The organism is Curtobacterium sp. 'Ferrero' (genome assembly GCF_002412165.1).
GTDB lineage: Bacteria > Actinomycetota > Actinomycetes > Actinomycetales > Microbacteriaceae > Curtobacterium.
In genome coordinates, this window is the sequence record NZ_NXIA01000026.1 from 1 (window position 1) to 12,852 (window position 12,852).

13 protein-coding genes and 1 pseudogene are annotated in these 12,852 nt (G+C 71.9%); 6 read left to right on the forward strand and 8 right to left on the reverse strand.

Annotated elements, in window-relative coordinates; genetic code table 11:
- Positions 1 to 293 (forward strand): annotated as a pseudogene (locus Csp2054_RS18300) (hypothetical protein); the annotation flags it as partial.
- Between the two features lie 132 nt (positions 294 to 425).
- Here the strand turns inward: Csp2054_RS18300 and Csp2054_RS15940 are convergent.
- The 4 genes from Csp2054_RS15940 to Csp2054_RS15955 form a co-directional block, all read right to left on the reverse strand.
- On the reverse strand, positions 426 to 1,028 hold the full coding sequence (locus Csp2054_RS15940) for a DUF1992 domain-containing protein (protein WP_096900456.1): 603 nt from the start codon (positions 1,026 to 1,028) through the stop codon (positions 426 to 428).
- 13 nt (positions 1,029 to 1,041) lie between these two features.
- Entirely contained in the window at positions 1,042 to 2,868 is a 1,827-nt protein-coding gene (locus Csp2054_RS15945; protein ID WP_096900457.1) for a glycoside hydrolase family 15 protein, read from the reverse strand.
- A 94-nt stretch (positions 2,869 to 2,962) separates the two neighbouring features.
- The gene (locus Csp2054_RS15950; RefSeq protein WP_096900459.1) at positions 2,963 to 3,724 is read right to left on the reverse strand and encodes an alpha/beta hydrolase; all 762 of its coding nucleotides are present in this window, start codon (positions 3,722 to 3,724) and stop codon (positions 2,963 to 2,965) included.
- Positions 3,724 to 4,251 carry a phenolic acid decarboxylase gene (locus Csp2054_RS15955; RefSeq protein ID WP_096900461.1) on the reverse strand — a complete coding sequence of 176 codons (528 nt, stop codon included), beginning with the start codon at positions 4,249 to 4,251 and terminating at the stop codon, positions 3,724 to 3,726. Before Csp2054_RS15955 ends, Csp2054_RS15950 begins: the two co-directional genes overlap by 1 nt.
- A 64-nt stretch (positions 4,252 to 4,315) precedes the next feature.
- On the opposite strand from Csp2054_RS15955, the gene Csp2054_RS15960 reads away from it, so the two are divergent.
- The 5 genes from Csp2054_RS15960 (at position 4,316) to Csp2054_RS15980 (ending at position 9,468) form a co-directional block, all read left to right on the forward strand.
- Positions 4,316 to 4,786 carry a MarR family winged helix-turn-helix transcriptional regulator gene (locus tag Csp2054_RS15960; RefSeq protein ID WP_096900462.1) on the forward strand — a complete coding sequence of 157 codons (471 nt, stop codon included), beginning with the start codon at positions 4,316 to 4,318 and terminating at the stop codon, positions 4,784 to 4,786.
- 408 nt (positions 4,787 to 5,194) lie between these two features.
- A complete protein-coding gene (locus tag Csp2054_RS15965) occupies positions 5,195 to 6,361 on the forward strand; it encodes an RtcB family protein (protein WP_096900464.1) in 1,167 nt (388 codons plus the stop codon).
- Between the two features lie 112 nt (positions 6,362 to 6,473).
- Complete coding sequence (locus Csp2054_RS15970) at positions 6,474 to 7,307, forward strand: DUF1206 domain-containing protein (RefSeq protein ID WP_096900465.1); 834 nt, start codon at positions 6,474 to 6,476, stop codon at positions 7,305 to 7,307.
- Between the two features lie 67 nt (positions 7,308 to 7,374).
- A complete protein-coding gene (locus Csp2054_RS15975) occupies positions 7,375 to 8,247 on the forward strand; it encodes an SMP-30/gluconolactonase/LRE family protein (protein ID WP_096900467.1) in 873 nt (290 codons plus the stop codon).
- 87 nt (positions 8,248 to 8,334) lie between these two features.
- The gene (locus Csp2054_RS15980; RefSeq protein ID WP_141399299.1) at positions 8,335 to 9,468 is read left to right on the forward strand and encodes an alpha/beta fold hydrolase; all 1,134 of its coding nucleotides are present in this window, start codon (positions 8,335 to 8,337) and stop codon (positions 9,466 to 9,468) included.
- Between the two features lie 133 nt (positions 9,469 to 9,601).
- On the opposite strand, the gene Csp2054_RS15985 is transcribed toward Csp2054_RS15980, so the two are convergent.
- From Csp2054_RS15985 to Csp2054_RS16000, 4 genes are all read right to left on the reverse strand, one after another.
- A complete protein-coding gene (locus Csp2054_RS15985) occupies positions 9,602 to 10,795 on the reverse strand; it encodes an NAD(P)/FAD-dependent oxidoreductase (RefSeq protein ID WP_096900469.1) in 1,194 nt (397 codons plus the stop codon).
- Between the two features lie 9 nt (positions 10,796 to 10,804).
- On the reverse strand, positions 10,805 to 11,605 hold the full coding sequence (locus tag Csp2054_RS15990) for an SDR family NAD(P)-dependent oxidoreductase (protein WP_096900471.1): 801 nt from the start codon (positions 11,603 to 11,605) through the stop codon (positions 10,805 to 10,807).
- Positions 11,606 to 11,620: 15 nt separating this feature from the next.
- Positions 11,621 to 12,127, reverse strand: a complete 507-nt coding sequence (locus Csp2054_RS15995; RefSeq protein ID WP_096900473.1) for a Dps family protein — start codon at positions 12,125 to 12,127, stop codon at positions 11,621 to 11,623.
- Positions 12,128 to 12,256: 129 nt separating this feature from the next.
- Positions 12,257 to 12,769, reverse strand: a complete 513-nt coding sequence (locus Csp2054_RS16000; protein WP_096900475.1) for a MarR family winged helix-turn-helix transcriptional regulator — start codon at positions 12,767 to 12,769, stop codon at positions 12,257 to 12,259.
- Between the last annotated feature and the right edge of the window lie 83 nt (positions 12,770 to 12,852).

Consider the following 12,852-nt stretch of genomic DNA (forward strand, 5'->3'; position numbering starts at 1 on the left):
CCGGCGACACCACCGTCACCCTGGAGAACTTCGTCGTCAACCCCGGCTCGTCCAAGCTCTACGGCGACGTGCTCGTCAACGGCAAGGTCGCCGCCGCCAACGCGTACCTGTTCGAGCTCTGGGGCGGCACCCTCAAGCCGCTGCAGCTCGAGGGCAACGACGCCATCCTGACCGGCACCACCGTCCACATCAGCCAGGACGCCGCCGACCTGCTCAACAAGACCTTCGGCACCGACGCCGTCAAGCGCGGCCTGCTCGTCGGCACCGCCACCATCACCGCCCAGATCAAGTAACACGGCCGCTGGTCGACACCAGCAGCACCGAGGAACGCCGTCCCCGCACCGCGGGGGCGGCGTTCCTCGCGTCCAGGGGAGCGGGCGCGCAGACGAGCCGGCCCGGCGGTCGGACGGGAGGCGCGGACCGCGTCACCGGGGCCGGCGCCACCACCGACGTGGCCGGGTGGCTGCCGCCGTGGCCTGCGCGGCCGCGGCCGCCGCGTCGGACGCACGCCGTGCCTCCCGGCGGTCGTGCCAGCGGACCAGTTCCGCGTCGACGTCGCGGAGCGGCGTCACGACGGGTGGGCCGCCGAGGAGCTGCCGACGTGCCTCCCGTACCCGTGCGTTGAAGTCCTCGAGCACGGCGCGCACGTCGGCCTCCGCGGTCAGCGCGTCGAGCTCGTCGTCGAGGGTCGCGTCCTCCTTGCGGAGGGCGAACGCCGGCGGGGCGATCCCGCTGAGCTGTTCACGCTCGATCTTCGAGCGGATCCACCAGTCCGGGTCGTGGCGGCCGTCGTTCCCCGGCAGCGGCTTGCCGTGGTAGGGGTTGCCGTCGAAGACCCCGCGGCGCTCGGCTTCCTCGACGAGCGCGCGGGCGTGCTGGCCGACGTCCTTCGCCTGCAGCAGGCGTCGTTCCTCCCGGACCTCGTCCGGGTCGAGCGACCCGCGCTCGATCTCACTGTCCACCAGTCGCTGGTAGCGGTACCGCGCGGCTCGTCGGAGCCGGTCCATCCTCGCGTCGACGTCGTTCATGACCGTTCCATGATCACCCGGCCGCGTGCTCGTCGCCAGCGATCTCCTCGATGGTGAGCGCTGCCTGGATCAACGCGAGGTGCGACAACCCCTGCGGGAGGTTCCCCATGAACGAGCCGTCCTCGCTCATCATCTCGCTGAAGAGCCCGACGTCGTTCGCCTGCGCCACCATCGCGTCCATGAGCTCCCGGGCGTCGTCGAGACGTCCGACGCAGGCCATCGCCGCGGCCAACCAGAACGAGCACGCCACGAACGGGGACTCCTCGTCCGCCATGCCCGAGTACCGGTACACGAGCGGGCCGCGGCGGAGCTCGTCCTCGATCGCGCGGATCGTCGCCTGCATCCGCGGGCCGCGGTCGAAGGCGCTCATCGCGTGCAGGAGGATCGAGGTGTCGAGCTCGTCCGACCCCGGGTACATGACGTAGTGCCCGCGCTCCTCGTCCCAGCCGTGCTCGGCCACCCACTGCTCGATGAGCTCACGGTTCTCGATCCACTTGTCCCGTGGTCCGTCGATCATCCCGGCGTCGTGCAGTTCCACCGCCGCGTCGAGTGCCTGCCAGCAGCCGATCTTGCTCGAGACGTAGTGCTGCGCGTCCTCGAGCTCCCACATGCCCGAGTCGCGTTCCTCCCACCGGTGGCACGCGTCGTCCGCGAGGTCCTGGAGCACCGACGCGGTCCTCCGGTCGATCACGTTCCCCGCACGGACGTACTGGCGCAGGATCTCGAACACGTCACCGTAGACGCCGAGCTGGAGCTGGCCGCTCGCGCGGTTGCCCACGGTGACCGGCCCGATGCCGTTCCACCCGGGGACGTCGGGCTGCTCGACACCGTCGCTCTTCGAGCCGTCGAGCTCGTAGAAGATCGGCATGTCGGAGTCGTGCTCGCCGATCGTGCGCATCACCCACGACACGGCGGCGTGCGTCTCCTCGCGCAGCCCGAACCGGGTGAGCGCGTGCACGGTGTAGGACAGGTCGCGCACCCAGGCGAAGCGGTAGTCCCAGTTCTTCCCGCCGTCGCGGTCCTCCGGCAGGCTGGTGGTCGGCGCGGCGGCGATGGCCCCGGTGGGGGAGTAGATCAGCAGCTTCAGGGCGAGCGCGCTCCGCTGGACCGCGTCCGACCAGGGGCCGTCGTAGGAGAAGACCTCGGACCACGTCGACCAGTTCGCGATCGTCCGGTCCATCGCGTCGAGCGCGCTGACCGGGTCGGGCATGAAGATCGGCTCGTCCTGCGTGCCGACGATCGTCAGGATGTGCTTCGACCCGGACTCCGCACGGAAGCGGCCGGAGAACCGCGGGCCGTCCTCGCGCACGGGCTCGAACCCGTGCTCGACGATGGCGATCGTGATGCCGTCGACGCCGATCACCGCGCCGTTCGCCGTGTCCAGGCGCTTCGGCTCCGCCGTCTCCAGCAGCGTTCCGGGCACGACGGCCCACTCCAGCTCCACCGACCCGCGGACCCCCTGCACGCACCGGGCGACCTCCGCCCACGGCAGGCGGCCGGCGACGCCCGTCACCATCGCGTCCGTCACCGTCACCTGCCCGGTCGGGGTCGTCCAGGTCGTGACGAGGACGTTCGTGCCCGGCAGGTACTCGCGCGACACCTCGGCCTCGCCGGTCGGACGGAGCGCGATGTGGCCACCGTGCTCGGCGTCGAGGATGCTCGCGAACACGGGGGGCGAGTCCATCGACGGGATCGGCAGCCAGTCGATCCGGCCGTCGAGCGCGACGAGGGCGACGGTGCGCCCGTCGCCGATCGCCCCGTACGAGCGCAGCGGCACGTACCCGTCGGTGCGTTCCTCGTTGTCGGTCGCGTCGGGGGTGTCACGGGTCCGTTCGGTCATGCACCCCAATCTGCCCGCACCGCACGGCGGATCATCAGCGTGACGTACCCCGCTGTGGACGGCAGCCCCCTGTCCGCGGGCTGTGCAGGAGTGGTCAGGAGCCGTCGACGAGCCCGGTCGAGGTGAGGAGCCGTTCCGTCAGCAGGTGCCGGAGGGGGACCGAGGACCAGCCGTGGTCGGCGTCCTCGACCGGGGTGAAGGTCGCCCCGGGCAGCTCCCGGCCGTACCGCTCGCCGTACGAGAGCGGGACGATCTGGTCGGCCGTGCCGTGCAGGACGTCGGCCGGGCCGGTGTAGCGGTCGATCCCCGCGTAGACGTCGAGGCCCGCGGTCACCTCGTCGATGAACGGCATGCCGAGCGCCATCCCACCGAAGTCGAAGTACCCGTGCGTCCGCGCGGGAGCGAGCGGCTGCCCCTGGATCTCGTCCTCGACGGCGATGTCGTCGACGACCACACCGGCCGGGGACCACAGCGTCAGGGTGGCGACGAGCTCCGGCACCCTGGCCGCGGCGAGCGCCGACTCGACGGCTCCGAGGCTGTGCGCGACCACGTGCACCGGGCCCGCAGTGTCGGCGGCGAGCGCGCGGATCATCGCGACGACCTGCTCGACCTCGTCGGAGATCGTGATGTCGGCGAAGTCGCCGTCGCTCGTGCCGTGCCCCAGGCGACTGTACGAGCGGACGGCGGCGCCGTGGTCGGCGAGCCGGCGTGCGGTCTGGACGAACAGCTGCTGGCCGCCCGTGTCGGTGCTGCCGAAGCCGTGCACGAGCAGTGCGGTCGGGCGGCCCCGTCCGACGCTCCCGAGTTGCCAGCCGCGGAGCGTGTGGCCGTGGTGGTCGAGGCTGATCGGCTGCATCAGTTCGTCCGGTCAGCGAAGCCGGTCGGCAGGTCGCCGGGAGCGGTGTCGACGACCGACTCGTCGTCCTCGCCGACGTGCTCGAACAGTGTGATGTGCGCGAACTCCGGCACGACGTAGATCGGGTACGTCGGGCCCTGGTCGCGGTACTCGCGCATGCGGTCGAGGTGGTCGTTCTGGAACAGCACGGTCTTGCTGCCGTCCTGCTCGACCCAGTGCGGGAAGAAGATCGTGCCGTGCAGCACCCGCTCGCGCGGGACGACGGTGACGACGACGCTGGTGCCGGTCGGTTCGTTCCACGACACCTTGTAGACGCCGTCGGTGAGTGCGACGAGGTCGACCTGCTGGTCCTTGACCCAGCGGCCGCCGACCATGCCGGAGTGGATCCGGTAGTCGATGGTCGTGGCGTTCTTGACGTACATCTCGTACTGCCAGCCGTTGGCGTAGGTGTAGATGAACCGGTGTCCGGTGATGCCCGAGAGGTCCTGCTCGGGGACGGGGTGCTCGACGCTCGTGGTGGTTGCCATGCGGACCAGTTTGCTACCGGAATGCGTTTGTTGCACACGTATTCTCGGTGAGTACCCTGGGAACGTGTCCCCCCGCGCGTCCGAACCCGACCTGGCCGGAGCAGCACGCCGCCTGAGTGCCGAGGTCGGACCGTTCCGCCGGACGCTCCTCACCACCGCGCGCCGGTCCGGCGACCTCCCCGACATCCCGGACGCGCAGATCGAGGTCCTGCGACGGCTGGACGCCGACGGCTGGTCGAGTCCGACGGGGCTCGGGCGGGCGCTCGGGCTCGCCCGGTCGACGGTGAGCAACCTCGTCGCGGCGATGGAACGGGACCGCCTCGTCGAGCGCCGACTCGCGCGCGGCGACGGCCGGAGCACCGAGGTCGGGCTGACCGCGCTGGCGCGTCGTCGACTCGCGGTCTACGACGCGGCTGCGGAGCGGGTGCTCGTGGAGGCCATGGCCGCCGCCTCCGCCACCGATCGACGGGTGCTCCTGGAGGTCGGCGAGGTGCTCGAACGGCTCCGGCAGCGGCTCGAGGAGCGCGGGGACTGACCCCGCACCGTCGCCGCCCTCGCCCCTCCTGTCACGCCGCGACACGCCCGGGCGACTTGTGCACCCCGGGCGTGTCGCACTAGTGTCTCCCTTCCTGCCACCCGGCAGGACCGCCCGTCCCGGGCACCAGTGGAAGGACCGCGCGTGCGCGCCGTAGAACGCCCCGAACAGTGGGTCGAGCACCAGCTCGACGCTCTCGTCGTGGTGTCCGAACGGCAGTACGACCGCAACCAGCTCCGCCACGACCGCGCGTAGGCACGCCGTCACCCGACGTCCCGTGCCCGCCCGGCCCGGGACGTCACCGTCCGCCCGACCCTCCGTCCCCCGCCGCACCGGCGACAGACAGGAACCCGGGTGGTCCACGTCTCGGACCGTCATCCACGACCGTCACCGAAAGCGAGACGAACCATGAAGAAGATCCACGACCGATTGCTCAGCTGGGCCTCCGTGCTCGAGGAGAACACCGAGCAGCAGGCCCGCACGACGGCGCGGATGCCGTTCGTGTTCCCCCACCTGGCGCTCATGCCCGATGCGCACCTCGGCCTCGGCGCCACCGTTGGCTCGGTCATCCCGACCCTCGGCGCCGTGATGCCGGCCGCCGTCGGGGTGGACATCGGGTGCGGCATGATCGCCGTCCGGACCCAGTTCGACCGGGGTGACCTGCCCGCCGACCTCCGGCCCCTCCGGGAGCAGATCGAGCGGGCGATCCCGCTGTCGGCCGGCGCGTCGAACCGGAAGATCGTGGCGACCGCCGAGCCGCGGATCGCCGAGCTCGAGACGATGGCTGCGGCAGCGGGCTTCGACCCGGCCTCGGCGCACGGCGGCTGGCGGAACCAGCTCGGGAGCCTCGGGTCCGGCAACCACTTCATCGAGGTCTCGCTCGACGAGGCCGACCGGGTCTGGTTGTTCCTGCACTCGGGGTCCCGCGGCGTCGGGAACAAGATCGCCCAGCGGCACATCGCGGTCGCCAAGAAGGCCATGCAGCGCTGGTGGATCGAGCTGCCGGACCCGGACCTCGCCTACCTCGTCGAGGGCACCCCGGAGTTCGACCGGTACATCGCGGAGCTGCGGTGGGCCCAGCACTTCGCCCTCCTCAACCGCGAGGAGATGATGGACCGGGTCGTGAGGCAGCTGTCGGAGGTGCTCGGGTCGGCCGTCGACGAGCAGGAGCGGATCAACTGCCACCACAACTTCACCCAGCGCGAGCGGCACTGGGGCAAGGACGTGTGGGTCTCGCGGAAGGGTGCGATCCAGGCGTCGGCCGGGCAGCCCGGCCTGATCCCGGGCTCGATGGGCACCGCGTCGTACGTCGTCGAGGGTCTCGGGAACAAGCCGTCGCTCGAGTCGTCGCCGCACGGGGCGGGGCGTCGGTTCTCCCGTTCGGCGGCGCGTCGGACGTTCACGCACGACGAGCTCCGCGCCGCGATGGTCGGCATCGAGTACCGCGACACCGACGCGTTCCTCGACGAGATCCCCGCGGCGTACAAGGACATCGACCAGGTCATGGCCGACGCGGCCGACCTGGTCCGGGTCCGGCACACGCTGCGGCAGGTGGTGAACGTCAAGGGCGACTGACCGACGGGAGGCGCGGGGCGGGCCCGCCCCGCGCCTCCCGTCCGCCGTCCCGTGCGGTCCGGAGACCGCACGCCGTCCGGACAGGAGCGGTCCGGACGGGCACGCTGGGTCGATGAGCGGAACCGCGGAGCAGACGGTCAAGGACGCCGGACGACAGGCCCGACGCGTCGCGGACAGCCGGTGGTTCGAGCTGCTGGCCCGGGGCGGCTTCGTCGGCAGCGGGGTCGTGCACCTCCTCATCGGGTACCTCGTCGTCCTGCTCGGGATCGGCAGCGGATCGGGCGGCCGCGAGACCGACCAGTCCGGCGCCCTGCAGCAGATCGACCGCGTGCCGGGCGGCGTGTTCCTGCTCTGGGTGATCGCCGTCGGGACCGCTGCCCTCACACTCCGCCTCGTCGTCGAAGCGATCGTCGGAGGGCGTGTCGACAGTGCGCGGGCATGGGGTGCCCGCGTGAAGAACGCGGGGAAGGCCGTCGTCTACGGGGCGATCTCGTACTCCTCGCTCACCTTCGCGATCGGCGCCGGGCGGAGCTCGAGCGGATCGAGCAGGAGCGCCGCAGCCGGCGCCCTCGCGACCCCGGGCGGGGTCGTGCTGCTGGTCCTCGTCGGGGTGGTGGCCGCCGCGATCGGTGTCGCACTCGTCGTCGAGGGTGTGCGCCGGTCGTTCTGGAAGCAGCTCGTCCGACCGCGGCGACCGATCGAGCGGACGGTGACGGTGCTCGGCGTGGTCGGCTACGTCCTCAAGGGTGTCGCGGTCGTGGCCGTCGGCGTGCTGATCGTCGTGGCCGGTTTCCGGAGCGACCCCGGCCAGGCCACCGGGCTCGACGGCGCGTTCGACGCGCTGCACGGCATGCCCGGCGGAGCGGTCGTGCTCGTCGCCATCGGGATCGGCTTCGTGGCGTTCGGGGTCTACAGCTTCTTCCGCGCCCGGTACGCCCGGCTCTGAGCGCCGACGCCCGCACACGGCGGTCATCCCGGACGACCGTGGAGGCGGTCGTCGGTACGCAGGACCGATGGACACCGCGACCGCCGGACCCGTGACCGTCTTCTGCGACGAGCAGGCCGTGCTCCCCGAGAGCCTCGTGTGGAGCCCGGGGGAACAGGTGCTCCGCTGGGCGGACATCACACTCGGGACGCTCACCACGGCCGACGCCGACGGGACGGTCCGGAGCGTCGTGGCGGTGCCGCCGCCGCTCGCGTCCTTCCAGCCCCGGTCGGCCGGCGGGTTCGTCGCGGCCCTCGGCGACACGGTCGTCGTCACCGCAGAGGACGGTTCGGTGGAGCGGGAGCTCGCGCGGGTGCTGCACGGGGCCGCCGGCATGCGGTTCAACGAGGGCAAGTGCGACCCGTCCGGCCGGTTCGTCGTGGGCAGCATGGACCTCGGTGGGGCGGACCCTGCCGGGGCGCTGTACGCGATCGAGCCGGACGGGACCGTCCGGACGCTGCTCGGCGGGTTCGGGGTCGCGAACGGCTTCGAGTGGTCCGGCGACGGCACGACGATGTACGTGACCGACACGAGCACGTCGACGATCTACCGCGGTGCCTACGGTCCGGACGGCACGCTCGGCGAGCTCGTGCCCTGCATCAGCGGGGCGGCGCACGACGGCCTCGTGCGCGACGACGAGGACTGCCTGTGGACCGCGGTCTACGGTGCGGGACGGGTCGAGCGGTGGACTCCGGACGGGACGCACCTCGAGACGGTCGAGGTGCCCGCGCCGAACGTCACGTCGGTCGCGTTCGGCGGCCCCGACCTGTCGACGCTGTTCATCGCGACGGCGCGCGAGAACCTGACGGAGGAGCAGCTCGGGCGGCACCCGCACTCCGGCGCGGTGTTCGCGGTCCCCACACGCGTGCACGGGTTCCCCGCGACCCCCTTCCGCGGCTGACGGGGTGGGGTCGGCGGGGAGGAGGACCACGCCGGGTATCCTGGGCCACTCGCTCGACCCCCGACGCGTTCGATCCGAGGAGCACACGTGGACGACGACCGCAGCGCGGACCAGCCCGCACCGACCGCCGACCCCGACCCGGCCGGCCGACCCGACCCGGCCGGCCGACCCGACCCGGCAGGCCGCCTCGCGCAGGCCGAGGACGCCGACGTCACCGTCGAGGTCGACCGGATCGCCGTCGACGGCACCTACGTCCGGGTGAGCTCCATCGGCGAGCCCGGCGGCAGGGCCTTCGTGCTCGTGGCGGGGCTCGGCATCGCGGCCACGTACTACGAGCGGCTCGCCCCGCACCTGAACGAGAACGGGCCCGTCCACGCCCTCGACCTCCCCGGCTTCGCGGGCGTCCCGCACTTCCGCGGCCGGGTCACGATCGAGCGGTTCGCGGACGCGGTCGAGCAGGTCATCGCCGAGCTCGGGCTCGAGGACCCGGTGCTCGTCGGGCACTCGATGGGCACCCAGGTCGTCACCGAGGTCGCGGCCCGACGGCCGGAGGTCTCGGACCTGGTCCTCATCAGTCCCGTCGTGGACCCGCGCGCCCGCACCGTGCGGCAGTCCGCGTTCCGGTTCCTCCGCTCGACCGTGCACGAGCCCGCGGCGGTGCGCTGGCACGGGATCACGGCGTACGCGCTGTGCGGCTGGCACTGGTTCTCGAAGGTGCTGCCGCGCATGATCGCGTTCCCGATCGAGGAGCGCGCGGCCCAGGTGCGGGCCCGGACCCTCATCGTCCGCGGGGAGCACGACGCCCTCGTCCCGCGGGACTGGGTCCGTCGCCTGGCGCGGGTCTTCCCGTACGCGGTGCTCCGCGAGGTCGAGCAGGGCGCACACTCGGTGATGCACGCCCAGGCGGACGCGGTGGCCCGGCTCGCGGTCGACCACGTCGCTCGGCGCATCCAGGACCGCGGGGTGTCGTCACTCCAGCGGGTACGCGACGACTCGACGTCGTCGGACCTCGCCCGGTTGGGGGCCGGTGACGCCTGGATGCTCGTGAAGTCGCGGTTCCTCGAACTCGTCGGCATGGCCCGGAACGACGACCAGGCCCTCGAGGCCGCGAAGTCCGCGCACGCGGTCGCGATGGCGGACGGGGACGGTCTCCCCGTCGACCCGGAGGACCGACGTGCGGTCGTCGACGAAGTGGCACCCGAAGCGCGCGACGCGCGCTGACCGCGCGCCGTACGGACGGGAGCGCGCCCCGCTCAGCGGCGACGCGAAGCGTTGCGCGGGACGCGCCGACCGAGCCTGCGAGGGAGGAGTGCCAGCTGGCACCGCGCCTCCCGTCCGTCCGACGATCCGCCCGTCAGGGCCGGATGCGTCCGATGAGCATGTCCGGCGTGAGCGAGTGGGCGTCGGCGAGGACCTTCCGGGCCTCGTCGGTCTTGTCCCACACGTTCCAGAGCAGGACGCCCTTCACGACCTGGTCGTCGTCGAGGTAGTAGACGACGCCTGTCACGGTCGGCTCGCGCCAGTCCTCCACCGTGTGGAGCGAGGACGACACCTGCCCGACGGCCTCGTACCCCATGTCGAACACGTCCGAGTAGAACATCGGCGTGTGGTCGTACGTCTCGTCGGCGTCCGCCAGGTTCCGGCCGGCCTGCCGCCCCTGCTGCTGGGCGTTGTCCACGTGCTCGACCCGACGCGTGCCGAGGATGCGGTCCGGGTACTCCGCGACGTCACCCGCCGCGAACACCGACTCGTCGTCGGTCCGCAGCGTCGACGACACGACGATGCCGTCCCGGACGGTCAGCCCCGCGTCCGCCGCGAGGTCCGTCACCGGCTCGATCCCGAGCCCGACGACGACCGCCTCGGCCTCGACGGTCGACCCGTCGTCGAGCGTCAGCACCACGCCGTCGGCGGTCTCCGCTCCCGAGGACACGCGCCGACCGAGCCGCAGGTCCACGCCCGCGTCCTCGAAGCGCTGCTGGAACGCCCGGGCCAGGTCATCCGGGAACATCCGCCCCCCGACCACCTCGTCCGGGTCGACCAGGGTCACCCGGGCGCCGTTCTGCACGACGCCCGCGGTGATCTCCTGCCCGATGTACCCGCCGCCGACGACCGCGACGTGCGCGCCGGCGTCCGCGAGCTCCCGCAACCGCCGGTAGTCGGCCGCGCTGCGGTAGTCGAGGACGCGGTCGGACGGCTCCAGACCGGGGAGTCCCCGCGGCTTGCCGCCGGTCGCGATGAGCAGCCGCTCGTACCCGTGGGTCTCGCCCGAGTCGGTCGTGACGGTCTTCGCCTCGCGGTCGATGGACGTGACCCGGGTGCCGAGCACGAACGTGGCGCCGGTCTCCTCGGTGTGCAGGTCGACCTTCTCGTCCCAGCTGAAGGCCGGGTCGGTCCACAGCTTCTTCGAGAGTGCCGGACGTGCGTACGGCCGGTCGACGTCCTCGCTCACGATGCCGATGGAGCCGTCCTGGTCGAGTTCGCGGACTCCGCGGGCGGCCGCGTCGGCGACCATCCCGCCGCCGATGATGAGGTACCGGAAGTCGGTCATGTGCTGCTCCTAGATGGTGGCGACCGAGCCGGAGTCGACCCGGTAGTTCGCGCCGTTGACGAAGCTCGCGAGGTCCGAGCAGAGGAACGCGACGACGTTCGCGACCTCCTCGGGCTCCCCGCGGCGCCCCAGTTCCATGTACGGGCGCTCCTCGGTGAGGAACGAGCTGATCGCCTCGTCGAACGAGGTGCCCTCCTGCTTCGCCCGCTTGTCCATCATCGCGTCGGTCATCGGCGTGTGGATGAACGCGGGGCTGACGCAGTTCACGAGGACGCCCTCGGACGCGTAGGTGCGCGAGAGCCCCTTCGCGAAGGACAGCACGCCCGCCTTCGCCGCGCAGTACGGCAGCTCGTCGTCGTACGGCTGCGAGGCGTCCTCCGACACCAGGTAGACGATGCGACCCCAGCCGCCGTGCCGCAGGTCCGAGATGAACTCGCGGGTGATCCGGACCGGACCCATCAGGTCGACGTCGATGGTGTCGAGCCAGCCCTGCTCGTCGATCTCGTGGAACAGCCCCTGCGCGCCGGTGATGCCCGACGACTGCACGAGGATGTCGATCTCGCCGACGGCGTCACGCACCCGGTCGTGCAGCGCGGCCAGGCTGGCGGCGTCGGTGACGTCGGCGGCGAACGCGTGCAGCCGTCCGTGCGGTGCCTCGAGCTGGTCGGCCGCCGTGGCGAGTCGCCCCTGGTCGAGGTCGGTCACGACGACCGTGGCTCCCTCCGCCAGGAGGATGCGGGCCGTGTTCCAGCCGATGCCCGAGTCCGCGCCGAAGACCAGCGCGGTCTTGCCCTGGATCCCGAGGTCCACGTGGCCCCCGGGGTCCTAGGAGTGGGCCGAGGCGTCGGCGACGGCGGGCGTCGTCGCGGAGGCGAGCGGCGTGCTCGGTGCGCGGTTCTCGGCGGAGACCATCCATGCGAGCTGCTCGAGGCGCTCGATGAAGCCGTGGAGCAGGTCTGCCGTGGTCGGGTCCTCCTCGTCGACCTCGTCGTGCACGTCGCGCATGGTGCCGGTCGCCTGGTAGAGGCGGAGCGTGATCTGGTCGATCGCGTCGTGCGTGGTGATCTCACCCTCGGGGAACGCCTCGAGGTGGCTCGTCGCGGCGACCGTCGCGGAACGACCGTCCGGCACGGCGTAGAGCGCGCGCATGCGCTCGGCGGTGTCGTCAGCGAACTCGCGGGCGGCGTCGACGATCTCGTCGAGCTGCAGGTGGAGGTCGCGGAAGTTCGTGCCCAGGATGTTCCAGTGCGCCTGCTTGCCCTGCAGGTGCAGGTCGATGAGGTCCACCAGGACGGCCTGGAGGTTCTTGGCGAGCGTTTCCGATGCGTGCATGATCGGCTCCTTCCGGGTCGGTTACCGGTCCGGTCTACGCGCCGCCGCTCCGTGCTCCCTGGCCGTCCGTCCCCCGGTCCCGCGCATCGCGGACACACGGACGCCGGCCGGGCGGAATCGCCCCCGTGGTCAGTGCGTCGGGGTGGCGTCGACGTGGTCGACGGCCGAGCGCATCCCCTCGAGGAAGGTGCCGACGACACGGGCGTCCTCGGCCGACAGGCCCTCGGCGATCGCCATCATCCGACGGTGCATCACGCCGAGCGTCGCACGGACCTCTTCGTCGGTCTCGGTCGTCGGCACGATCACCAGGGCGCGACGGTCGGTGGGGTGCGGTTCCCGGCGGACGTGGTTCGACTTCACGAGCCGGTCGATGAGGATCGTCGTCGACGCGGATGAGATCTTCAGGTACGCGGCGAGGTCCTTCGGGCTGACCTGCTTCCCGGACCGCTGCGCCTGCAGGAGGAAGCGGACCGCGAGCAGGTCGGTCTCGCCCATGCCCATGGAGTCCCGCGTGCGGCGGCGCATCGCCGTCTCGGCGGAACGGTAGCGGCGCAGGGCGTTCAGGACGGCGACGCCCCGCTGCGTCGCGTCGTCGTCCGGGAACCAGTACCCGGACGCCTCGGTGATCTCCTGCGTGGACATGCCGTTCAGGGTAACCCGTCTTCTTACTAGGACGTCTAGCGAGTCCACGGGTGGGGGACAGGTGGCTGCATGCGCATGCTGTG

What these genes read in the sequence shown, in the direction of transcription:
- Csp2054_RS15985 (WP_096900469.1), bottom strand. Translation starts at nt 10,795, where the DNA reads ATGACCGACTTCCGGTACCTCATCATCGGCGGCGGGATGGTCGCCGAC.
- Csp2054_RS15955 (WP_096900461.1), bottom strand. Translation starts at nt 4,251, where the DNA reads ATGGCAACCACCACGAGCGTCGAGCACCCCGTCCCCGAGCAGGACCTC.
- Csp2054_RS15965 (WP_096900464.1), top strand. Translation starts at nt 5,195, where the DNA reads ATGAAGAAGATCCACGACCGATTGCTCAGCTGGGCCTCCGTGCTCGAG.
- Csp2054_RS15940 (WP_096900456.1), bottom strand. Translation starts at nt 1,028, where the DNA reads ATGAACGACGTCGACGCGAGGATGGACCGGCTCCGACGAGCCGCGCGG.
- Csp2054_RS15970 (WP_096900465.1), top strand. Translation starts at nt 6,474, where the DNA reads ATGAGCGGAACCGCGGAGCAGACGGTCAAGGACGCCGGACGACAGGCC.
- Csp2054_RS15945 (WP_096900457.1), bottom strand. Translation starts at nt 2,868, where the DNA reads ATGACCGAACGGACCCGTGACACCCCCGACGCGACCGACAACGAGGAA.
- Csp2054_RS15995 (WP_096900473.1), bottom strand. Translation starts at nt 12,127, where the DNA reads ATGCACGCATCGGAAACGCTCGCCAAGAACCTCCAGGCCGTCCTGGTG.
- Csp2054_RS16000 (WP_096900475.1), bottom strand. Translation starts at nt 12,769, where the DNA reads ATGTCCACGCAGGAGATCACCGAGGCGTCCGGGTACTGGTTCCCGGAC.
- Csp2054_RS15975 (WP_096900467.1), top strand. Translation starts at nt 7,375, where the DNA reads ATGGACACCGCGACCGCCGGACCCGTGACCGTCTTCTGCGACGAGCAG.
- Csp2054_RS15950 (WP_096900459.1), bottom strand. Translation starts at nt 3,724, where the DNA reads ATGCAGCCGATCAGCCTCGACCACCACGGCCACACGCTCCGCGGCTGG.